This is a genomic window from Streptomyces sp. CA-251387 (assembly GCF_050936625.1).
Taxonomy (GTDB): Bacteria; Actinomycetota; Actinomycetes; order Streptomycetales; family Streptomycetaceae; genus Streptomyces.
The window spans coordinates 5,582,091-5,602,611 of record NZ_JBNJMJ010000001.1; the positions used below are offsets into that span (position 1 = coordinate 5,582,091).

Here is a 20,521-nt window from a genome sequence, read left to right on the forward strand (position 1 = left end):
CACCACTTGGAGGGCGTACCGTGCACCGCCGGCACAACGGGCTCAGGACCGCAGTACTCCTCGGGGGACTGTCCGCACTCATCATCGTCATCGGCAGCTTCTTCGGCCGCATGGGGCTCGTCGTCGCGGTCCTGATCGCGCTGGGCACGAACGCCTACGCGTACTGGAACAGCGACAAGCTTGCGCTACGCGCGATGCGTGCCCGCCCGGTCAGCGAGTTCGAGGCCCCAAGGCTCTACCGCATGGTCCGCGAACTCTCCACGCAGGCCCGCCAGCCCATGCCCCGCCTCTACATCTCCCCGACGGAGGCGCCGAACGCGTTCGCGACGGGCCGCAACCCGCGTAACGCCGCCGTGTGCTGCACCGAAGGCATCCTGCGCCTCCTCGACGAGCGCGAACTGCGCGGCGTCATCGGCCACGAGCTCAGCCACGTCTACAACCGCGACATCCTGATCTCGTCGGTCGCCGGCGCCCTCGCCTCAGTGATCATGTTCCTGGTCAACTTCGCCTGGCTGATCCCGATCGGCCGCTCCGACGACGACGAGGGCCCCGGCATTCTCGGCATGCTGCTCATCATGATCCTTGGCCCGCTCGCGGCCACCCTGATCCAGCTGGCCATCAGCCGCTCCAGGGAGTTCGAGGCCGACGCCTCCGGCGCCCAGCTCACCGGCGATCCGCTCGCCCTCGCAAGCGCCCTGCGCAAGCTCGAACTCGGGACCAAGCAGCTCCCACTGCCCCCCGAGCCCCGCATCGAGACCGCCAGCCACATGATGATCGCGAACCCCTTCCGTCCGGGGCAGGGGTTCTCGAAGATGTTCTCCACCCACCCGCCGATGGCGGACCGAATCGCCCGGCTCGAAAAGATGGCAGGCACCCCACAGTGAAGACCATCCTCAACGTCATCTGGCTCGTCCTGAGCGGCTTCTGGCTGTTCCTCGGCTACATGCTCGCGGGCCTTCTGCTCTGCATCACGATCATCGGCATCCCGTTCGGCATCGCGGCTTTCCGCATCGGCATCTACGCCCTGTGGCCCTTCGGGTACACCACGGTCGAGCGCCGCGACGCCGGAGCGCCCTCCTGCATAGGCAACGTCCTGTGGCTGGTCCTCGCGGGCTGGTGGCTGGCCATCGGCCACATCGTCACCGGCATCGCCCTGTGCGTGACGATCATCGGCATCCCGTTCGGCGTCGCCAACTTCAAGCTGATCCCGGTGTCGCTGTTCCCGCTGGGCCGCGAAATCGTCTCGACGGACCAGCCCTTCTCGTCGCGCTGGTAGGTGTGGTGGGGCGGGTAGGCCGACCGCAGGTTTTCCACAACCCGGTGGTTGTCCACAGGCCGGACCGATTGTCAGTGGCGGCTTGCATCATGAAGCCATGACCGAGAACGAGCAGTTGCTGACGAGGGTGGCGGACAAGGCCCGCAACACCCGCCCGTGGGGCTGGCCTTCACTCCCCGAGCCCGTGGACGCGGCCACCCTGGCCCGTGCCGAGGCCGCCCTCGGCTTCCGCCTGCCCCCACTGCTCGCCGACCTCTACCTGCGCATAGGAGACGGCGGATTCGGCCCGGAGTACGGCCTGTTGCCCCTGCTCGACAGCCCACCGGCCGGCGAGCCCGCCGCCGTCACGCAGTATCTGGCCAACCGCGAGAGCGCCAGCAAGGACCCCGACTGGCCCTGGCCCGAAGGCGTCCTGCCGATATCCCACTGGGGCTGCGCGATGTACGCGTGCGTGGATTGCCGCAGCCCCCAGGCCACCGTCCTGCTCTTCGAACCGAACGCCGACGACGCCGACCAGGCGTGGTACGTGGACGCCCCCAGCCTCACGGACTGGCTGCGCTACTGGGTCGACGGCACGGGTTGGTACGAGGAGACGAACGACGAGGTGGAGATGGCCCCTTGGGCCGACTTCCGCATACGTACGGCGGTGGCGCGGGCGTCCTGAGGAGGTGTGACCTCCGGTCGCCGACTGGGCCCACCGACGGGCGCTGAGTGGGCTGCTCGCGGCCGAGTGAGGCGATTGCGCAAGTTCGCCGTCGGCAGTCAGGTTTGTCGATTGTGCGGGCGCGCGGGCGAGGGTCGAACGGTCCGCTCGCCGCCGACTCGGCCGACGGCCGACGGCCCGTCGAGCGGGTCGCGCCGGCTGATCAGCGGGCCGGGCTACCTCCCGAGCCTCCGGTGACGTCCAGCGCACCCCGGTGTTCTGCCCCGGCCGCCCGAACCGCCGGCTAGGACGCCGCCCGCCCGGACGGCCGTACGCGCCCGAGCCCGCCAGCCCTCAAAAGCGAGCCCGACACCTGTACCGACCGGCCTATCGCCCGCTGCCACCCGACCGCTCCACCGCCCACTGCCGCACCCCGTACGCGACCACACCCACCACCAGCACCCCCGCACCGGTGACGACCGATACCCCCGGAAGCGAGAACGCCAGCACTACACACCCGAGGAGCCCCACCGCCGGCACGACCCGCGCAGTCGGCTTCGAGTCGAGGGTCCACGCCGATGCGTTAGCCACCGCGTAGTACGCCAGCACACCGAAGGAGGAGAACCCGATCGCGCCGCGCACGTCCACCGTGGCGGCCAGGACCGCGACCACAGCACCCACGGCCAGTTCGGCCCGGTGCGGCACCTGGAAGCGCGGATGCACAGCTGCCAGGGCGCCGGGCAGATGCCGGTCGCGGGCCATGGCCAGCGTCGTCCGCGAGACGCCCAGGATCAGGGCGAGCAGCGAGCCCAACGCGGCGACGGCCGCACCCACCCGCACCACCGGCGCCAGCCCCGGCACCCCGGCCGCCCGCACCGCGTCGGCCAGCGGCGCGCCCGCGTCCCCGAGACCCTCCGGCCCCAGCACGGAAAGGACAGCCACCGCCACACACGCGTACACCCCCAGCGCGATGCCCAGGGCCAGCGGAATCGCCCGGGGGATGGTGCGTGCGGGATCCCGCACCTCCTCACCCAGGGTCGCGATCCGCGCGTACCCGGCGAACGCGAAGAACAGCAGCCCCGCCGCCTGCAGCACCCCGCCCACGCCTCCCGAGGCCCCGACGTCCAGGCGTCCGGCATCGGACTCCCCGGATCCCAGACACACGACCACCACACAAGCGAGGACAGCCAGGACCACCGCAACGATCGCCCGGGTCAGCCAGGCGGACTTCTGGACGCCGCCGTAGTTCACCGCGGTCAGCGCCACCACGGCCGCGACTGCCACCGCGTGCGCCTGCCCGGGCCAGACGTACGCGCCCACTGTGAGCGCCATCGCCGCACAGGAGGCCGTCTTGCCCACCACGAACGACCAGCCCGCGAGATACCCCCAGAACTCCCCGAGCCGCTCGCGGCCGTACACGTACGTGCCGCCCGAGGCCGGATACAGCGCGGCCAGCCGTGCCGACGAGGTGGCGTTGCAGTAGGCGACCACGGCCGCGACCGCGAGCCCGAGCAGCAGCCCTGATCCGGCCGCGTGCGCGGCGGGTGCCAGGGCGGCGAAGATCCCGGCCCCGATCATCGAGCCGAGCCCGATGACTACGGCGTCTCCGACGCCCAGGGTGCGTCGCAGCTCGGAAGGAGCAGTGGAGCCTGTCATGGCCCGAACCCTACTGATCAGTGCAACCGAGGGGTGCCGCAGTGACGTCCCCTTCCTCAACAAGGCACGAACAAGCGCGCCACGAGCCCGTCTCACCGCCGAGCGGCACGCAGCGCGCAAGGCACACGCACATCGCGCCACGCACAACCTGTCCGCACGGAAGTCACACAGGTCGGACAGTGACAGCACAGCGCGGAAGGGCAGGTTCAGGGCATGACCATCATCAGCTGGATCATCCTGGGGCTGTTGGCCGGGGCCATCGCCAAGTTCCTGCTGCCGGGGCGGGACCCGGGCGGCTTCATCGGCACGACGATCATCGGCATCGCGGGCGCGTTCATCGGCGGCTGGATCTCGGCCCGCTGGCTGGACCACCCCATCACCAGGGACTTCTACGACGGCACCACCTGGGCCGCCGCGATCGGCGGCTCACTCGTGCTCCTGATCGCCTACCGCATCCTGTTCGGCCACTCGCGCAACTGAGCGAGGAGCACACCCCGGACCGCAGCCAGCAGGCGAGAAGGGTGGGCACCGACAGGTGCCCACCCTTCTCGCGCGACAGTGAGTCAGCGGCTCACCGGTAGTTCACGAACTGAATCGCGAAGTCGAAGTCCTTGCCCTTCAGCAGGGCGATCACGGTCTGCAGGTCGTCCCGGCTCTTCGAGCTGACCCGCAGCTCGTCGCCCTGGACCTGGGCCTTCACGCCCTTCGGGCCCTCGTCGCGAATGATCTTCGCCACCTTCTTCGCGTTCTCCTGGGAGATGCCCTCCTCGATCGACGCGAAGATCTTGTACTCCTTGCCCGAGAGCTGGGGCTCGCCCGCGTCCAGGGCCTTCAGCGAGATCCCGCGCTTGATCAGCTTGGACTGGAAGACGTCGAGGACAGCCTTCACCCGGTCCTCGGAGTTCGCCTCCATCAGGATCTTTTCACCGGACCACGAGATCGAGGCACCCACGCCCTTGAAGTCGTAGCGCTGCGAGATCTCCTTGGCGGCCTGGTTGAGGGCGTTGTCGACCTCCTGCCGCTCGACCTTCGAGACGATGTCGAAACTGGAGTCGGCCATGTCCTGTGGCTCCTTGTATCGGGGTGCGTGTGGGGTGCGTATCGGCAGGCGTGGGGGTGGCCGCCGAGCCCGGGGACAGCCCCGGACCGCATCCGGACAAGCCTAGCCACCCGGCGTCCCCCGGGAGGCGATCAATCGGGTGGCGAAGCACCCCTGTGCATCGGGTATTGTTTACGTCGTTGCCACGGAGCACCGCCGAAAAGCGGTTCGAACGGCAGCAAACCCGGCGGTGTGCCCGAGCGGCCAAAGGGAGCAGACTGTAAATCTGCCGGCTCAGCCTTCCCAGGTTCGAATCCTGGCGCCGCCACACTGGGAAACCCCCTCCAATCTGCGGAAACGTTGATCGGAGGGGGTTTTCGCGTTCCAGCGCCACGCCCGAGGCACACTGACCCCATGGCCACGCGTCGCAGAAGCTGCCCCGAGTGCCGTCGTGAGATCGCTGTCGTCGCCGGTCGGTTCGCGCGGCACGACCCACCCGGCGCGCGCGAGAACGGGGAACTCGTGTCGTGCCCCGGCTCCCGGCGGCAGGCGCAACTCGGGGCCGCACAGCCCGCCCTGGACGGGTACGCAGTGCCCGAGTTCCCCGGGCAGCTGCCGCTGTTCTGAGGTTCTGAAAGCGCCCCCACCGCGGCCCCGCACCTCACGCGGCCCCGCGCCTCAGGCGCCCGCCCGCACATCCATCCGCCTCACCAGGCCGTCCCCGTCGAACCAGTACACATGCTCGACGGTCTCCTCGGCCCACCGGTTGCCCGACGCGACGCGCATCCCCGGCCGTACGGTCGCCACCACCGCCTCGCCGTCATGGTCCGGGCGCAGGCCCTCCAGCCGTACGAGAGGATGCCCGGCGGCGAACTGCCGCGCCCAGTACGCGCGTACCGCCTCGCGGCCGTGGAGGCGGACTCCGTCGAGAACGTTCGGCCAGTCCACGTCGGGCGCGAGACACTGTTCGATGAAGGCCTCTCGCTCGTCCGTCGAGAAGACCTCGTACATGCGCCGCAACAGCGTCTCCTGCGCGGCGGGAACCCCCTCGGTGTCCAACGTCAGTTCCCCGCCACCGACTTCACCGCCACCGACACCGGAGTCGATCCGCTGATCAGTTCGAGCGTCAGACCGGCCGTCGCCGGAGTGTCGAGCAACTCCGCGAGTACGGCGGCCACGTCGTCGCGCGGGATGGGGCCGCGGCCGGTGCGTGCCTCCAGGCGTACCAGGCCGGTTCCGGCGTCGTTCGTCAGCATGCCGGGGCGCAGGATCGTCCAGTCCAGGGCGTCCAGGCCGCGGACGTACTCGTCGGCGGCGCCCTTGGCGCGCAGGTAGACGTCGAAGACGTCGTCGCCCTCGTGCTTCGGGTCCGCGCCCATCGACGACACCACCAGGAAGCGCCGTACGCCCGCCTGGACCGCCGCGTCCGCGAACAGGACCGCCGCTCCCTTGTCCACCGTGTCCTTGCGGGCCGTCCCGCTGCCGGGGCCCGCGCCGGCCGCGAAGACCGCCGCGTCCGCGCCCCGCAACCGGGTCGCGACCTCCTCGACTGAGGCCGACTCCAGGTCCAGCAGGACGGGTTCGGCACCGGCTTCCCGCAGGTCGCCGCTCTGTTCGGCCTTGCGGATGATCCCCGCGACCTCGTCCCCGCGCGCGGCGAGCAGCTTCTCCAGCCGCAGCGCGATCTGACCATGACCACCAGCGATGACAATGCGCATGTTTCCGACCGTACGCCCGGACGGACGCATCCGCCGCACGACTTCAGCCGCGCCTCACATCACGCGAGCGCACAGTCACGCCCCTGTCGTGCACAGCGCGCATCTCGGGGCGCACAACCCACGCGGAGGCACTGGGCGCACGAGCCGCAGGCGCACCCCGGCGCACTCCCACCGCTCACGACAACTCCCCCCGCCCCTGCCGCGGCAACCCCAACTCCGCGGCGACAGCCGAGTTGCAGTACTCCCGCACCGCGCTCGTCCGTGCCACCACGCGCCCCCGATGCACCACGATGCGGCTGTACGCGAGGGAGAGCGCCCCCGCCAGCCGTTCCCCGCGTACCGCCAGCAGCTCGGCCGGGAAGCCCGCCTCCACCCGCACCTCGGGCAGGCCCAGCACCGCACGCGCCGACCCGCTCACCGCGTCGTAGGCGTCCTCGGGGCGCAGCCCGTGACGCGAGGAGAGCAGGTAGGCGGCCTCCAGCGGGTCCCCGCGTCCCACGGGGTTCGATACGTCCCTCAGGGCGCCGCTCCCGGCCGCGACGCGTACGCCGGCAGCGCGCAGCAGTCGTACGGGCGCCGTGGCCCGCCGTTCCACGCCCCCGCAGCCGCCCTGCGGCAGGCACACGACCGTCACCCCGGCCGCGGCGAGCTGGTCCGCGGTGCGGGAGGCGGCCTGGGCCGGCAGGCGCCCCAGGCCGCCGCACGGGCCGAGTGTCACGCCGGGGCGCAGCCCGCCGGCCATCGCGGCGAGGCGGGCCAGGCGTGCCGGGTCGGTGGCGTCGGTGTGCAGGTCGACGGGGCAGCCGTGTTCCGAGGCGACCTCCAGGACCGCCTCCACGTAACCCGTCGGATCCGGGTCCAGGTCGGGACAGCCGCCGACCACCGAGGCGCCCATCTTCAGGGCGTCCCGGAGCATCGCGAGCCCGTCGGCACCGGCCACACCGGTCAGCAGCCGGGGCATCGCCACCGTCGTCAACTCGGTGAGCCCGCGCAGCGAACGCCGTGCCTGCAGTACGGCGGCCAGCGCGCTCAGCTCCTGGACGTCGCCCACGCGCACGTGTGCCCGTAGCGCGGTCGCCCCGTGCCCGAGCTGCAGCAGGGCGGCCTCGGTGGCCCGGCGCTGGACGTCGGGGGGGTCGTACGAGACCGGGCCACCCGCGTCGGCGGAGAGAGCGGTGTCGCCGTGGGCGTGCGGTTCGGCCGGGGCCGGCAGGAGCAGATAGCCGCTGAGGTCCACGCGCGCACCGCACGCGCGCGTGCCGTCCCCCGCCAGGCTCCCGGCCGTACCGACCGCCTCGATGCGCCCGCCGACCAGCCGTACGTCCACGGTCCGGCCGTCGGTGAGCCGCGCCCCGCACAGCAGCAGTGCGGACGGGTCGGCCGGTCCGGACGAGCCCGACGAGGACGACGAGTGGGGCGGCTGGGGCTGACTGTCGGGCATCGCGTTCCAGAGGCTCGGGGCTGCGCATCGGGGCTGCGGGGGACGGTGCTGGGAACTTTGCCGGGCACGCAAGATCACGCAGAGTGAGACGAGCCTAGGGTGACGATCCGGCCCTGGCGCGCAGGAGCGCAATAGTCGTACCGGTGTGGTCCGCCGAACGGGAGCCCCGCCGCGGTACCGCAGTGGCCTGCGAGGTGTCTGTGCAGCCCGCCGATCGGCCGCGGGGAGGTGCCGCGAAACGGATTTGGGTGAACGGCAGCCGAGCGTGTAATGTCTTCATCGCTCGCCCCAATAGCTCAGTCGGCAGAGCGTCTCCATGGTAAGGAGAAGGTCAACGGTTCGATTCCGTTTTGGGGCTCTGGTGTGAGAGGTTCCCGCCGCAAGGCGGGGTCCGATCGCATCGCAGCGGTGTAGCTCAGTCGGTAGAGCAAGCGGCTCATAATCGCTGTGTCACCGGTTCAAGTCCGGTCACCGCTACTGACAGTAGCCGATTGCGGGGTCGGTCCTTCGATCGGCTACTCTTTCTTGCGTTGAATCAGTCCATCTGTTCGTCTTAGGAGCACTCACGTGGCTGCCACCGACGTCCGCCCGAAGATCACGCTGGCCTGCGTGGAGTGCAAGGAGCGGAACTACATCACCAAGAAGAACCGGCGTAACAACCCGGACCGTCTTGAGATGAAGAAGCACTGCCCGCGTTGCAACGCGCACACCGCGCACCGCGAGACGCGATAAATCAGGCTCGTACGCGAGGCCGCCCCCATAGTCGGGGGCGGCCTCGCGTCGTTTCCGCCCCGGTTACCGGTCGGTTCCGGCCGACCCGGGCAGCCACGCGAACCAGCAGGTCAGTCACAGCAGACAGCAGGAGGTGCCGAGCCATGGCGCTCGACCAGTCCTTCGTGGGGCGGAGCTACCCGCCCACCGACCCCTATGAGGTGGGCCGGGAGAAGATCCGTGAGTTCGCGGAGGCGGTGGGGGACGCCAACCCGGCGTACACGGACCCGGAGGCGGCCAAGGCGCTCGGGCACCCCGATGTGATCGCCCCGCCGACCTTCGTCTTCGCGATCACCTACAAGGCCGCGGGACAGGTGGTCCAGGACCCCCAGCTGGGTCTGGACTACAGCCGTGTGGTGCACGGTGACCAGAAGTTCGCCTACACCCGCCCGGTGCGCGCCGGCGACCGGCTGACCGTCACCTCGACCATCGAGACGATCAAGACCATGGCGGGCAACGAGATCCTGGACATCCGCGGCGAGGTCCACGACGAGGCGGGCGAGCACGTGGTGACCGCCTGGACGAAGCTGGTGGCCCGCCCCGCGGACTCCGCCGACTCCGCCGGCTCCGAGGAAGGGAAGGCCTGAGACCGATGACGGCGAAGATTGCCTACGACGACGTCGAGGTCGGCACCGAACTGCCCGCCCAGACCTTCCCCGTGACCCGTGCCACGCTCGTCCAGTACGCGGGCGCCTCCGGTGACTTCAACCCCATCCACTGGAACGAGAAGTTCGCCAAGGAGGTCGGGCTGCCGGACGTCATCGCGCACGGCATGTTCACCATGGCCGAGGCGATCCGTGTGGTCACCGACTGGGCCGGCGACCCGGGCGCGGTCGTCGAGTACGGCTGCCGCTTCACCAGGCCCGTAGTCGTACCGAACGACGACCAGGGCGCCACGATCGAGGTCGACGGCAAGGTCGCGGCCAAGCTCGACGACAACAAGGTCCGCGTGGACCTGACCGTGAAGAGCGCCGGGCAGAAGGTGCTCGGGATGTCGCGGGCGGTCGTACGACTGGCGTAACGGCACGCGCGTGCCGTGCGGTAAGGGGCGATCTCCATGGTGGGGCGCCCCTTACACACGTCCGGTGTCACCCATTCCTGTCGACACCCCTTGACCCGGTTAGTAATTGAGTACTAACTTACTTCTCATGGTCAGGATGAGCGCAGAGGAGAGGCGCGAGAGCGTCATCCGGGCGGCGATGGCCGAGTTCGCGCGCGGTGGCTATTACGGCACGTCGACCGAGGTGATCGCCAAGCGGGTCGGTGTGTCGCAGCCGTATCTCTTCCGGCTCTTCCCGGGCAAGAAGGCGATCTTCCTGGCGGCGGCGGAGCGGTGCGTGGAGGACATCATCCGGATGTTCGCGGAGGCCGCCGAGGGGCTGGAGGGCGAGGAGGCCAGGCGTGCCATGGGTGGCGCGTACCGGAAGCTCGTCTCGGAGCAGCCCGAGCGGCTGATGATGCAGATGCAGCTGTACCTCGCCGTGGCGGCCGCCGAGCAGGAGGGCGACCACGAGTTCGGCCAGGCGGTGCGGGCCGGGTGGATGCGGCTGTGGGACACCATTCATCTGCCGCTGGGGGCCGACGCTGGCGAGACGACGGCCTTCCTGGCGCACGGCATGCTCATCAACTGCCTGGTGGCCATGGGTTTCCCGTCCGAGCACCGAGTCTGGGCGGGGATGGGTCCCGCGGAGCGGGCCGAGAAGTTGTCGTAGGGGCAGGTCACGGGACTGCCATGCCCTTTCACGCCCTCAAAAGTTAGTGATCAATAACTATCCGCCCTGGGGGAGCGATGTCACACCACACCGAACCAGCCATCCGGACAACCGGCCGGGGCGGGCCCGTGTGGGCCCTCGCCATCACCAGCGTCGCGGGATTCATGGCGGCCCTCGACAACCTCGTCGTCACCACCGCGCTGCCCTCCATCCGTGAGGACCTCGGTGGAGGACTGCACGACCTGGAGTGGACGGTGAGCGCCTACACGCTCACCTTCGCCGTCCTGCTGATGTTCGGCGCCGCGCTCGGCGACCGCTTCGGCCGCCGCCGGCTCTTCCTCGTCGGCATCACGATCTTCACCGGCGCGTCCGCCACCGCGGCCCTCGCGCCCGGCATCGACTCCCTCATCGCCGCCCGCGCGGTCCAGGGCGCGGGCGCGGCCGTCATGATGCCGCTGACGCTGACCCTGCTGACAGCGGCCGTCCCGGCGGCCAAGCGCGGGATGGCGTACGGCATCTGGGGTGCCGTCAACGGGCTGGCGATCGCGTCCGGGCCGCTCATCGGGGGCAGCCTCACCGAGCACATCTCCTGGCAGTGGATCTTCTGGCTGAACGTCCCGCTCGGCCTCGCCCTGCTGCCGCTCGCCCGCCTGCGCCTCGCCGAGTCGCACGGCACGGGCGCGCCGCTCGACATCCCCGGCACCCTGCTGGCCAGTGGCGGCCTGTTCGGCATCGTGTACGGCCTGGTGCGCGGCCCTGCCGACGGCTGGACCGGCCGTCTGGTCCTGACGGGCCTGTTCGCCGGAGGGGCGCTGCTCGTCGGCTTCGTGCTCTACAGCACACGCGCCAAGAACCCGATGCTGCCGATGCGGCTGTTCCGTTCCCGGGCCTTCTCCGGGATCAACGCCGCGAGCATGCTGATGTTCCTCGGCATGTTCGGGTCGATCTTCCTGCTCAGCCAGTACATGCAGGGGGTGCTCGGCTACTCGCCGACCGAGGCGGGGCTGCGCATGCTGCCGTGGACCGGCATGCCGATGCTCGTCGCGCCGATCGCCGGCATCCTCTCCGACCGCATCGGCGGGCGCCCGGTCGTCGCCACCGGCCTGTTCCTCCAGGCAGCCGGGCTCGCCTACCTGGCCTCCGTGATCACCGTCGACGCCTCCTACGCCGCCCAGCTCCCCGGCCTGATCATCAGCGGCATCGGCATGGCGCTGTTCTTCGCCCCCGCCTCCAACCTGGTCATGTCCAGCGTCCGCGGCTCGGAGCAGGGCATCGCCTCGGGCGCCAACAACGCGCTGCGCGAGGTCGGCGGTGCGCTGGGCATCGCCGTCATGGGGTCGATCTTCTCCGCGCAGGGCGGCTACGAGACCGGCCAGACCTTCGTCGACGGCCTGCGGCCCGCGTTGATCACCGGCGCCGCGGTGGTGGCCCTTGCGGGCGTCGCGGCGCTGCTGATCCCGGCGGGGCGGCGGCGCGGCACGGCCGCGAGCCCGACCGAGCAGGCGCCGGAGCCCTTGCTGGAGAAGATCCCCGGCTGACCCCCACCGCGGAGGCGGGCCGGATTCACGGCACAGGGTGGCCGCCTGCTTGGGGCTGGCCCGGCGCGGGGGCTGGGCCGGGGTCGGTCGCGCAGCCCGGCGCCGGCGGGCTGCCGCTGCGCCCACCCGTGCCGCCCCAGCGGAACGACTGCCGCAGCTAAGTGGGCATGAGGGGCCAGCAGCTACCCAGGCTGCTGCGGGCCGTAAGGCGGTGGCGCGTACCCCCGCGGGCCCGCGGTCGCGTACGGCGGCAAGGGGACGTGCCGGGGGGTGTCCGCCCGCAGTGGCCGGCGTCAACACGCAGTGCCTCCTGGCCTAAGTCCAGCCGCCGGTCCGAGGACGGACACCCCCCGGCACGGCCCCGACCCACCCACCGACCGCAGGCGCTACGCGCACCCCCAACCAGCGACACAGGCCGCCGCAGGCATCCCGCCCAGCCGCCGGAGGCACACCGTACTCTTGAGCGCGTGCAGGAACTCCACGACGCCCCCCTCGCCCCCCTCACCACCTTCCGCCTGGGCGGCCCCGCCACCCGCCTGGTCACCGCGACCACCGACGCCGAGGTGATCGACGTCGTGCGTGAGGCCGACGCCGGCGGGACCCCGCTGCTGCTCATCGGCGGCGGATCGAACCTGGTCATCGGGGACAAGGGCTTCGCGGGCACCGCCCTCGTCATCGCCACGAAGGGCTTCGAGCTGGACGGCACCACCCTCGAACTGGCCGCCGGCGAGGTGTGGACCGACGCAGTCGCCCGCACCGTCGAGGCCGGGCTCGCCGGGATCGAGTGCCTCGCCGGCATCCCCGGCTCCGCGGGCGCCACGCCGATCCAGAACGTCGGCGCCTACGGCCAAGAGGTCTCCTCGACGATCACCGAGGTGATCGCGTACGACCGCCGCGCGGGCGAGACCGTCGTCATCCCGAACACCGACTGCGCCTTCTCCTACCGCCACAGCCGCTTCAAGGCCGACCCCGAGCGCTACGTCGTCCTGCGCGTCCGCTTCCGGCTGGAGGACGCCGACGGGCTCTCCGCGCCCATCAAGTACGCCGAGACGGCCCGTGCCCTCGGCGTCGACCCCGGCGACCGCGTGCCGCTGGCCGACGCCCGCGAGACCGTCCTGAAGCTGCGTACCGGGAAGGGCATGGTCCTGGACCCCGAGGACCACGACACCTGGTCGGCCGGCTCCTTCTTCACCAACCCGATCCTCACCGACGAGCAGTTCGCCGCGTTCCACGCGCGCGTGCGCGAGCGCCTCGGCGACGGCGTGGAGCCGCCCGCGTACCCGGCGGGGGAGGGCCACACCAAGACCTCCGCGGCCTGGCTGATCGACAAGGCGGGCTTCACCAAGGGCTACGGCACCGGCCCCGCCCGTATCTCCACCAAGCACACCCTCGCCCTGACCAACCGCGGGAAAGCGACCACCGAGGACCTGCTCGCTCTCGCCCGCGAGGTCGTGGCCGGCGTCCGTGAGGCCTTCGGCATCACGCTGGTCAACGAGCCGGTCACGGTGGGCGTCAGCCTCTAAGCCGCTCCAGGCTCCTCTAGGCCGCTCCAGGCTCCTCCAGGCCCTGTCGGCAAGCTCCCGCCCGCCCCGGCCGAGCGAATCTCCGTTGTGCGCGGCCCGGTGTCATCGTCACCCTGGGGGCATGACCCACCCGGCCGAAACGATCCCCTCATGCGACTGAGACTGCGCGAGTTCCGGCCCAGGACGGGCCCGTACGAGCACCGGGTCGTCCAGCCCTGGCAGCCCTTGCGCCACACCTCCCTGCGCGGCCCCGACCCCATCGGCCTGCTGATGGGAGACCACGACGGGCTGAACCGGCTCGCCGGGCTGTTCTCCTTCGCGGCCTACTCCCGGCACACCGTCGTCCACGTGCCCCTGCGTGACGCACTCCCGGTCGACGAGGGTTGGGGCGAGCCGGTCGACCTCGTCCTGGCCCACCACACGTCCGGCCTGCGCCCCAGCAAATGGCCCGGCCTGCGCCGGAAACTGCGGCAGGGTACACCGCTGACCGTCCGCACCGACGAGGCGCGCACTGCCCGGGACGCCGCGGCCTGGCGCACACGGTCGCAACGGGCGGACGTCCGCGACGAACTGCGGCACATCACCTACGCCCGCACGTTCTTCCTGTTCGGCAGCCGGGACGTCTTCGCCGAGACCGCCACCGGCTTCGCTCACGCGGCAGGCTGGGGGCCGTACCAGAAGGGCGTCGTCAAAGGGCACTCGGCGCTGATGACGTCGCTCCCCTCACTGATCCAGCCGCCCGGCGGCGGACACCCGGTCGAGGTGCTGATCTGCTTCAAGCCCTATCCGCCCTACGCCCACTTCAAGCGGCCGGGCCGCTGAGCCAGTCGTTGACGCCCGCCAGCAGCTTCTCCTTCACCTCCTCCGGCGCCGCCGACCCCCGCACCGACTGCCGGGCCAGTTCCGCCAGTTCCCGGTCCGTGAAGGCGTGGTGGCGGCGGGCGATGTCGTACTGGGCGGCGAGACGGGAGCCGAACAGGAGCGGGTCGTCCGCGCCCAGGGCCAGAGGGACGCCCGCCTCGAACAGCGTCCGCAGCGGCACGTCCTCCGGCTTCTCGTAGACGCCGAGGGCGACGTTCGATGCGGGACACACCTCGCACGTCACGCCCCGGTCCGCGAGGCGCTTCAGGAGCCGCGGGTCCTCGGCCGCCCGCACCCCGTGGCCGATCCGGTTCGCATCCAGGTCGTCCAGGCAGTCCCGGACCGAGTACGGGCCGGCCAGCTCGCCGCCGTGCGGGGTCGACAGCAGGCCGCCCTCGCGGGCGATGTGGAAGGCACGGTCGAAGTCCCGCGCCATGCCCCGCCGCTCGTCGTTCGACAACCCGAAGCCGACCACACCCCGGTCCGCGTACCGCACGGCGAGCCGCGCCAGCGTGCGGGCGTCCAGCGGGTGCTTCATCCGGTTCGCGGCGACCAGGACGCGCATCCCGAGCCCCGTGTCCCGCGACGCCGTCTCGACCGCGTCCAGGATGATTTCCAGCGCCGGGATCAGACCGCCCAGCCGGGGCGCGTACGACGTCGGATCGACCTGGATCTCCAGCCAGCCGGAGCCGTCCCTGATGTCCTCCTCCGCGGCCTCCCTCACCAGCCGCTGGATGTCCTCCGGCTGCCGCAGGCACGAGCGTGCCGCGTCGTACAGGCGCTGGAAGCGGAACCAGCCCCGCTCGTCCGTCGCCCGCAGCTTCGGCGGCTCCCCACTGGTCAGCGCGTCGGTCAGCGCCTCGGGCAGGCGCACGCCGTACTTGTCGGCCAGTTCCAGCAGGGTCGCCGGCCGCATCGAGCCGGTGAAGTGCAGGTGCAGATGGGCTTTGGGCAGCTCAGAGACATCACGTACACGCTCCATTCCAGGATCCTGCCGTACGTCCCTGGCGTCCCGGTAGCGGTTTCCCCGTTAGTGGTCTTGCTCGCACAAACAAATGGGGTCACCTCCGAAAATTCGGAGGTGACCCCATGGCAGAAGGCGGACGTCAGTCCCTGGCCTCCGCCAGCAGCTTCTGGATCCGGCTCACGCCCTCGACGAGGTCCTCGTCACCGAGCGCGTACGACAGCCGCAGATAGCCCGGCGTGCCGAAGGCCTCGCCCGGGACGACCGCGACCTCGGCCTCCTCCAGGATCAGCTCGGCCAGCTCGACGCTGCTCTGCGGGCGCTTGCCGCGGATCTCCCTGCCCAGTACGGCCTTCACCGACGGGTACGCGTAGAAGGCGCCCTCGGGCTCCGGGCAGACCACGCCGTCGATCTCGTTGAGCATCCGCACGATCGTCTTGCGGCGGCGGTCGAAGGCCTCGCGCATCTTCGCGACCGCCTCCAGGTCACCGGAGACGGCGGCGAGGGCGGCCACCTGGGCCACGTTCGAGACGTTCGACGTGGCGTGCGACTGGAGGTTGGTCGCGGCCTTCACGACGTCCTTGGGGCCGATGATCCAGCCCACGCGCCAGCCGGTCATGGCGTACGTCTTGGCGACACCGTTGACCACGATGCACTTGTCGCGCAGCTCGGGCAGGAGGGCCGGCAGGGACACGGAGACCGCGTCGCCGTAGACCAGGTGCTCGTAGATCTCGTCGGTCAGCACCCACAGGCCGTGCTCGACGGCCCAGCGGCCGATCGCCTCGGTCTCGGCCTCGCTGTAGACCGCGCCGGTCGGGTTCGAGGGGGAGACGAACAGGACGACCTTCGTCTTCTCCGTACGGGCCGCCTCCAGCTGCTCGACCGAGACGCGGTAGCCGGTCGTCTCGTCGGCGACGACCTCGACCGGGACACCGCCGGCGAGACGGATCGACTCCGGATACGTCGTCCAGTACGGGGCCGGGACGATGACCTCGTCACCCGGGTCGAGGATCGCGGCGAAGGCCTCGTAGATGGCCTGCTTGCCGCCGTTGGTGACCAGGATCTGCGAGACGTCGGGCTCGTAGCCGGAGTCGCGCAGCGTCTTCGCGGCGATCGCGGCCTTCAGCTCGGGCAGACCGCCGGCCGGGGTGTAGCGGTGGTACTTCGGGTTCTTGCACGCCTCGATGGCGGCCTCGACGATGTAGTCCGGGGTCGGGAAGTCGGGCTCACCGGCGCCGAAGCCGATCACCGGACGCCCGGCGGCCTTGAGGGCCTTGGCCTTGGCGTCCACGGCGAGGGTGGCGGACTCGGAGATCGCGCCGACTCGGGCGGAGACCCGGCGCTCGGTGGGAGGGGTTGCAGCGCTCATGGGGCCCATGGTTTCAGACCGGAAACGCGGGCGGCACGCGGGTTTCACAGACTGAACATCGGCTGAACATCAGTCCGGATCCGCCCCGCGGCCTGGGCGATCTTGCGTTGTCGCACGGCCGGTCTCCAGGCGATCTTCCGCCGCCCAAGCCCCCATCGGGCACTTTCTGTTCGACGAGGCGCCCGGGACCACGTACACTCTCACCTCGTTGGCCTTCAGCAGCCCGCACTCGCACGGTGCACAACGAGCACCCGGTCGGATGCGGTACGTTGGGGGACACACCAAAGGGTCGTAGCTCAATTGGTAGAGCACCGGTCTCCAAAACCGGCGGTTGGGGGTTCAAGTCCCTCCGGCCCTGCTACACACACCTTCGCCAGGATGTGTGCGCATGTACGTACAGTAATGCACCGCCGTGCGGCTCAGACCGGGCGCGGCACGGCCACGACCCGGAATCAGGTGAGGACGAGTGACGGACGCCGTGGGCTCCATCGACATGCCTGATGCCCAGGACGAGGCGCCGGAGTCCAAGAAGAAGACCCGGAAGGGCGGCAAGCGCGCCAAGAAGGGCCCGCTGAAGCGCCTCGCGCTCTTCTACCGCCAGATCGTCGCGGAGCTCCGCAAGGTCGTCTGGCCGACGCGGAACCAGCTGACGACGTACACCACTGTGGTGATCATCTTCGTCGTCATCATGATCGGCCTGGTGACCGTGATTGACTATGGGCTCGACAACGCCGCCAAGTACGTCTTCGGCTGAGCCAAGAGCGAAGGGCGCCGTGGTTACCGGCGCCCCTTTCGCATGTTCCACCCCTATGTATCCAGGAAGAAGCAGCCACCGTGTCTGACCAGAACCTGAACGACGCCGTCGAGCCAAACGGGCAGGGTGTCGAGTCCGTGGAAGACGAGCTCGACATCGTCGAGGGCGCGGACGAGGACCTGGACGAGGTCGAGGCTGCCGACGCCGAGGCGGGCGAGCCCGCCGAGGAAGCCGCGCTCCACGAGGAGGACGAGGACGAGGCCGCCGTGGAGGAGGCCGAGCCCGTCGACCCCGTCGCCGCGCTGCGCGAGGAGCTTCGCACGCTGCCCGGCGAGTGGTACGTCATCCACACCTACGCCGGTTACGAGAACCGCGTGAAGACCAACCTGGAGCAGCGCGCCGTCTCGCTGAACGTCGAGGACTACATCTTCCAGGCCGAGGTGCCGCAGGAAGAGGTCGTCCAGATCAAGAACGGCGACCGCAAGACGATCAAGCAGAACAAGCTGCCGGGTTACGTCCTGGTCCGCATGGACCTGACGAACGAGTCCTGGGGCGTCGTCCGCAACACCCCCGGCGTCACCGGCTTCGTGGGCAACGCCTACGACCCGTACCCGCTGACCCTGGACGAGATCGTCAAGATGCTCGCCCCGGAGGCGGAGGAGAAGGCCGCTCGCGAGGCCGCCGAGGCCGAGGGCAAGCCGGCTCCGCAGCGCAAGGTCGAGGTCCAGGTGCTGGACTTCGAGGTCGGCGACTCGGTCACCGTCACCGACGGCCCGTTCGCCACGCTGCAGGCCACCATCAACGAGATCAACCCCGACTCGAAGAAGGTCAAGGGCCTGGTGGAGATCTTCGGCCGCGAGACGCCGGTCGAGCTCTCCTTCGACCAGATCCAGAAGAACTAGTTCTTTCTGGAATCACCGCTTCCGCGCAGGTCAGGCCAGCTCTCGCAGCTAGTCTGACCTGCTCGGTTTTTGGCCGCGCATCTATACCCGTTATCGTTGTGCGGTATGCCTTCATCCGGGACGCGACCCGGGCGGGGGCACGCCTCAATCGAAAGGACCCGGAGAGTAATGCCTCCCAAGAAGAAGAAGGTCACGGGGCTCATCAAGCTCCAGATCCAGGCCGGTGCCGCCAACCCGGCCCCGCCGGTCGGCCCCGCGCTGGGTCAGCACGGCGTCAACATCATGGAGTTCTGCAAGGCCTACAACGCCGCGACCGAGTCGCAGCGCGGTTGGGTCATCCCGGTGGAGATCACGGTCTACGAGGACCGTTCCTTCACCTTCATCACCAAGACCCCGCCGGCCGCCAAGATGATCCTCAAGGCCGCGGGCGTGGAGAAGGGCTCCGGCGAGCCGCACAAGACCAAGGTCGCCAAGATCACCGAGGCGCAGGTCCGCGAGATCGCCACCACCAAGATGCCCGACCTCAACGCCAACGACCTGGACGCCGCCGCGAAGATCATCGCCGGCACCGCCCGTTCCATGGGCATCACGGTCGAGGGCTGACCCCAACCCCCCAAGCAGAAGTGAGTGGCAGGGCCTGCTCGGCCCGGACCACAACTCCTAAGACAACACAGGAGCAGTAGTGAGCAAGCGCAGCAAGTCTCTCCGCGCTGCGGACGCCAAGGTCGACCGGGAGAAGCTCTACGCCCCGCTCGAGGCCGTCCGTCTCGCCAAGGAGACGTCCACGACCAAGTTCGACGGCACCGTCGAGGTCGCCTTCCGCCTGGGTGTCGACCCGCGTAAGGCCGACCAGATGGTCCGTGGCACCGTGAACCTTCCGCACGGCACCGGTAAGACCGCCCGGGTCCTGGTCTTCGCGACCGGCGACCGTGCCGAGGCCGCGCGTGCCGCGGGCGCCGACATCGTCGGTGCCGACGAGCTGATCGACGAGGTCTCGAAGGGCCGCCTGGACTTCGACGCCGTCGTCGCCACCCCGGACCTCATGGGCAAGGTCGGCCGCCTCGGCCGTGTGCTCGGTCCGCGTGGTCTGATGCCGAACCCGAAGACCGGCACCGTCACCCCCGACGTGGCCAAGGCCGTCACCGAGATCAAGGGCGGCAAGATCGAGTTCCGCGTCGACAAGCACTCGAACCTGCACTTCATCATCGGCAAGGTGTCGTTCGACGACAGCAAGCTGGTGGAGAACTACGGCGCCGCGCTGGAGGAGATCCTCCGTCTGAAGCCGTCCGCCGCCAAGGGTCGCTACATCAAGAAGGCCGCCATCACCACCACGATGGGCCCCGGCATCCCCGTCGACCCGAACCGCACCCGCAACCTCCTCGTCGAGGAGGACCCGGCCGCGGTCTGAGCCATCGGCTCACCAGGCTCGTAGACGGGCCCCGCACCCTTCCCGGGTGCGGGGCCCGTCCCGTTGTCCGGACCCGTTTGTCAGTGCGCTGGGTTAACGTGCATTCACGGGATTCGCACAGGGGGGACGAATGACGAGCACGAGGGCGCGCCGGTCGGCGTTCTGGATCGCGCTGCTGACCGCGCTGACGGCTCTCGCCGCCTGCACCTCCTCCCACCGCTCCGAGGACCAGGACCGCGCCAGGCCCTCCAGCGCCGTCACGGCCGCCCTGCGCACCGTGGAGCGCGCCACCGGCCAGGAGGGGTCCGCCCGCGTGAAGTCCACGACCACCATGGGCTCCACGCTCTCCATGAAGGCCCACGGCACCCTCCTCTGGGGCGACGGGCTCACCGGCACCCTGAGGATCACGTACACCGGCGGCACGACGGCCGAGACGATGCGCCGGCTCGGCACCACGTCGATGGAGGCCCGCTATCTCCCCGACGCCTACTACGCGCGTATGGGCGAGACCTTCGCCGAGAAGACCGGCGGCAAGCACTGGATCAAGTACGCCTACGACGACCTGGAACACCTCGCCGGCAGCTCCGGAGCGGACCTCGCGGACCAGATGCGCGGCACCGCGCCGCATACGTCGGTGAAGCTGCTGCTGTCCTCCACGGACGTGCGGAAGGTCGGCGAGGAGACGGTGAGCGGCGAGCGCACCTCGCACTACTCCGGCACGGTGCAGGGGGAAGGCGCCACCGAGCAGACCGTCGACATATGGGTCGACGACCGGGATCTGCTGGTCAAGAAGGTCGAGAAGGGCCGGACGGCCACGGGGCCGCTGACCCAGACCGCGTACTACAGCGACTATGGAGTGAAGGGCGAGGTCCAGAAGCCTCCGGCGGGGGACACGGCGGACCTGAAGGAGCTGCTGAAGAAGCAAGGGTGACGGTGCCTGGGTCAG

The 20,521-nt window shown here is 70.1% G+C and carries 23 protein-coding genes, 4 tRNA genes and 1 pseudogene; 21 read left to right on the forward strand and 7 right to left on the reverse strand.

The window, feature by feature from the left end:
- The first annotated feature begins 20 nt into the window (after positions 1-20).
- From htpX to ACQEV2_RS25070, 3 genes are all read left to right on the forward strand, one after another.
- A complete protein-coding gene (htpX, locus tag ACQEV2_RS25060; RefSeq protein WP_433045646.1) occupies positions 21-884 on the forward strand; it encodes a zinc metalloprotease HtpX in 864 nt (287 codons plus the stop codon).
- Positions 881-1,276, forward strand: coding sequence for a YccF domain-containing protein (locus ACQEV2_RS25065; protein WP_433045649.1), 396 nt, complete (start codon positions 881-883; stop codon positions 1,274-1,276). Before htpX ends, ACQEV2_RS25065 begins: the two co-directional genes overlap by 4 nt.
- Positions 1,277-1,373: 97 nt before the next feature.
- Positions 1,374-1,940 (forward strand): SMI1/KNR4 family protein, encoded by a 567-nt coding sequence (locus ACQEV2_RS25070; RefSeq protein WP_433045652.1) that lies wholly within the window; start codon positions 1,374-1,376, stop codon positions 1,938-1,940.
- A gap of 366 nt (positions 1,941-2,306) precedes the next feature.
- On the opposite strand, the gene ACQEV2_RS25075 is transcribed toward ACQEV2_RS25070, so the two are convergent.
- On the reverse strand, positions 2,307-3,575 hold the full coding sequence (locus ACQEV2_RS25075; RefSeq protein WP_433045655.1) for an APC family permease: 1,269 nt from the start codon (positions 3,573-3,575) through the stop codon (positions 2,307-2,309).
- Positions 3,576-3,788: 213 nt separating this feature from the next.
- Between ACQEV2_RS25075 and ACQEV2_RS25080 the strand changes: the two genes are divergently transcribed.
- Positions 3,789-4,055, forward strand: coding sequence for a GlsB/YeaQ/YmgE family stress response membrane protein (locus ACQEV2_RS25080; protein WP_433045658.1), 267 nt, complete (start codon positions 3,789-3,791; stop codon positions 4,053-4,055).
- A gap of 91 nt (positions 4,056-4,146) precedes the next feature.
- Here ACQEV2_RS25080 and ACQEV2_RS25085 read toward each other — a convergent pair whose 3' ends face one another.
- On the reverse strand, positions 4,147-4,635 hold the full coding sequence (locus tag ACQEV2_RS25085) for a YajQ family cyclic di-GMP-binding protein (protein ID WP_398820151.1): 489 nt from the start codon (positions 4,633-4,635) through the stop codon (positions 4,147-4,149).
- 225 nt (positions 4,636-4,860) lie between these two features.
- Between ACQEV2_RS25085 and ACQEV2_RS25090 the strand changes: the two genes are divergently transcribed.
- Positions 4,861-4,942 (forward strand) — tRNA-Tyr (locus tag ACQEV2_RS25090).
- A gap of 86 nt (positions 4,943-5,028) precedes the next feature.
- The gene (locus tag ACQEV2_RS25095; protein ID WP_433045661.1) at positions 5,029-5,241 is read left to right on the forward strand and encodes a hypothetical protein; all 213 of its coding nucleotides are present in this window, start codon (positions 5,029-5,031) and stop codon (positions 5,239-5,241) included.
- Between the two features lie 51 nt (positions 5,242-5,292).
- Here the strand turns inward: ACQEV2_RS25095 and ACQEV2_RS25100 are convergent, their stop codons facing one another.
- From ACQEV2_RS25100 to ACQEV2_RS25110, 3 genes are all read right to left on the reverse strand, one after another.
- Positions 5,293-5,673 carry a nuclear transport factor 2 family protein gene (locus ACQEV2_RS25100; protein WP_433045664.1) on the reverse strand — a complete coding sequence of 127 codons (381 nt, stop codon included), beginning with the start codon at positions 5,671-5,673 and terminating at the stop codon, positions 5,293-5,295.
- 2 nt (positions 5,674-5,675) lie between these two features.
- Positions 5,676-6,332: an SDR family oxidoreductase gene (locus tag ACQEV2_RS25105; RefSeq protein WP_433045667.1), complete on the reverse strand. Its 657-nt coding sequence runs from the start codon at positions 6,330-6,332 to the stop codon at positions 5,676-5,678.
- Between the two features lie 175 nt (positions 6,333-6,507).
- Positions 6,508-7,773 carry an amidohydrolase family protein gene (locus tag ACQEV2_RS25110; protein WP_433045670.1) on the reverse strand — a complete coding sequence of 422 codons (1,266 nt, stop codon included), beginning with the start codon at positions 7,771-7,773 and terminating at the stop codon, positions 6,508-6,510.
- 285 nt (positions 7,774-8,058) lie between these two features.
- On the opposite strand from ACQEV2_RS25110, the gene ACQEV2_RS25115 reads away from it, so the two are divergent.
- From ACQEV2_RS25115 to ACQEV2_RS25155, 9 genes and pseudogenes are all read left to right on the forward strand, one after another.
- Positions 8,059-8,131, forward strand: a tRNA-Thr gene (locus ACQEV2_RS25115).
- 46 nt (positions 8,132-8,177) lie between these two features.
- Positions 8,178-8,250: transfer RNA gene (locus ACQEV2_RS25120), tRNA-Met, on the forward strand.
- Between the two features lie 90 nt (positions 8,251-8,340).
- Positions 8,341-8,505 carry a 50S ribosomal protein L33 gene (gene rpmG, locus ACQEV2_RS25125; RefSeq protein ID WP_003948671.1) on the forward strand — a complete coding sequence of 55 codons (165 nt, stop codon included), beginning with the start codon at positions 8,341-8,343 and terminating at the stop codon, positions 8,503-8,505.
- A 143-nt stretch (positions 8,506-8,648) separates the two neighbouring features.
- Positions 8,649-9,131 carry an FAS1-like dehydratase domain-containing protein gene (locus ACQEV2_RS25130; protein ID WP_433045673.1) on the forward strand — a complete coding sequence of 161 codons (483 nt, stop codon included), beginning with the start codon at positions 8,649-8,651 and terminating at the stop codon, positions 9,129-9,131.
- 5 nt (positions 9,132-9,136) lie between these two features.
- Complete coding sequence (locus ACQEV2_RS25135; protein ID WP_433045676.1) at positions 9,137-9,565, forward strand: MaoC family dehydratase; 429 nt, start codon at positions 9,137-9,139, stop codon at positions 9,563-9,565.
- A 127-nt stretch (positions 9,566-9,692) separates the two neighbouring features.
- Positions 9,693-10,256 carry a TetR/AcrR family transcriptional regulator gene (locus ACQEV2_RS25140; RefSeq protein ID WP_433045679.1) on the forward strand — a complete coding sequence of 188 codons (564 nt, stop codon included), beginning with the start codon at positions 9,693-9,695 and terminating at the stop codon, positions 10,254-10,256.
- Between the two features lie 77 nt (positions 10,257-10,333).
- A complete protein-coding gene (locus ACQEV2_RS25145) occupies positions 10,334-11,794 on the forward strand; it encodes an MFS transporter (RefSeq protein ID WP_433045682.1) in 1,461 nt (486 codons plus the stop codon).
- Between the two features lie 449 nt (positions 11,795-12,243).
- Positions 12,244-13,317 (forward strand): annotated as a pseudogene (locus ACQEV2_RS25150) (UDP-N-acetylmuramate dehydrogenase); the annotation flags it as partial.
- A gap of 150 nt (positions 13,318-13,467) precedes the next feature.
- Positions 13,468-14,139: a hypothetical protein gene (locus ACQEV2_RS25155; protein ID WP_433045685.1), complete on the forward strand. Its 672-nt coding sequence runs from the start codon at positions 13,468-13,470 to the stop codon at positions 14,137-14,139.
- Here ACQEV2_RS25155 and ACQEV2_RS25160 read toward each other — a convergent pair.
- Both ACQEV2_RS25160 and ACQEV2_RS25165 read right to left on the reverse strand, forming a co-directional pair.
- Positions 14,120-15,160, reverse strand: a complete 1,041-nt coding sequence (locus ACQEV2_RS25160; protein WP_433045688.1) for an adenosine deaminase — start codon at positions 15,158-15,160, stop codon at positions 14,120-14,122. The genes ACQEV2_RS25155 and ACQEV2_RS25160 overlap by 20 nt on opposite strands.
- A gap of 124 nt (positions 15,161-15,284) precedes the next feature.
- A complete protein-coding gene (locus ACQEV2_RS25165) occupies positions 15,285-16,511 on the reverse strand; it encodes a pyridoxal phosphate-dependent aminotransferase (protein WP_433045691.1) in 1,227 nt (408 codons plus the stop codon).
- 285 nt (positions 16,512-16,796) lie between these two features.
- On the opposite strand from ACQEV2_RS25165, the gene ACQEV2_RS25170 reads away from it, so the two are divergent.
- The 6 genes from ACQEV2_RS25170 to ACQEV2_RS25195 all read left to right on the forward strand — a co-directional run bounded on the left by ACQEV2_RS25170 (position 16,797) and on the right by ACQEV2_RS25195 (position 20,506).
- A tRNA-Trp gene (locus ACQEV2_RS25170) sits at positions 16,797-16,869 on the forward strand.
- A 108-nt stretch (positions 16,870-16,977) separates the two neighbouring features.
- The gene (secE, locus tag ACQEV2_RS25175) at positions 16,978-17,265 is read left to right on the forward strand and encodes a preprotein translocase subunit SecE (protein ID WP_003998859.1); all 288 of its coding nucleotides are present in this window, start codon (positions 16,978-16,980) and stop codon (positions 17,263-17,265) included.
- Positions 17,266-17,345: 80 nt separating this feature from the next.
- Entirely contained in the window at positions 17,346-18,167 is an 822-nt protein-coding gene (nusG, locus tag ACQEV2_RS25180; protein ID WP_433045694.1) for a transcription termination/antitermination protein NusG, read from the forward strand.
- 168 nt (positions 18,168-18,335) lie between these two features.
- A complete protein-coding gene (gene rplK / locus ACQEV2_RS25185; RefSeq protein WP_028805116.1) occupies positions 18,336-18,770 on the forward strand; it encodes a 50S ribosomal protein L11 in 435 nt (144 codons plus the stop codon).
- A gap of 79 nt (positions 18,771-18,849) precedes the next feature.
- Positions 18,850-19,575, forward strand: a complete 726-nt coding sequence (gene rplA / locus ACQEV2_RS25190) for a 50S ribosomal protein L1 (RefSeq protein ID WP_433045698.1) — start codon at positions 18,850-18,852, stop codon at positions 19,573-19,575.
- 130 nt (positions 19,576-19,705) lie between these two features.
- Positions 19,706-20,506, forward strand: coding sequence for a hypothetical protein (locus ACQEV2_RS25195; protein ID WP_433045701.1), 801 nt, complete (start codon positions 19,706-19,708; stop codon positions 20,504-20,506).
- Positions 20,507-20,521 lie beyond the last annotated feature (15 nt).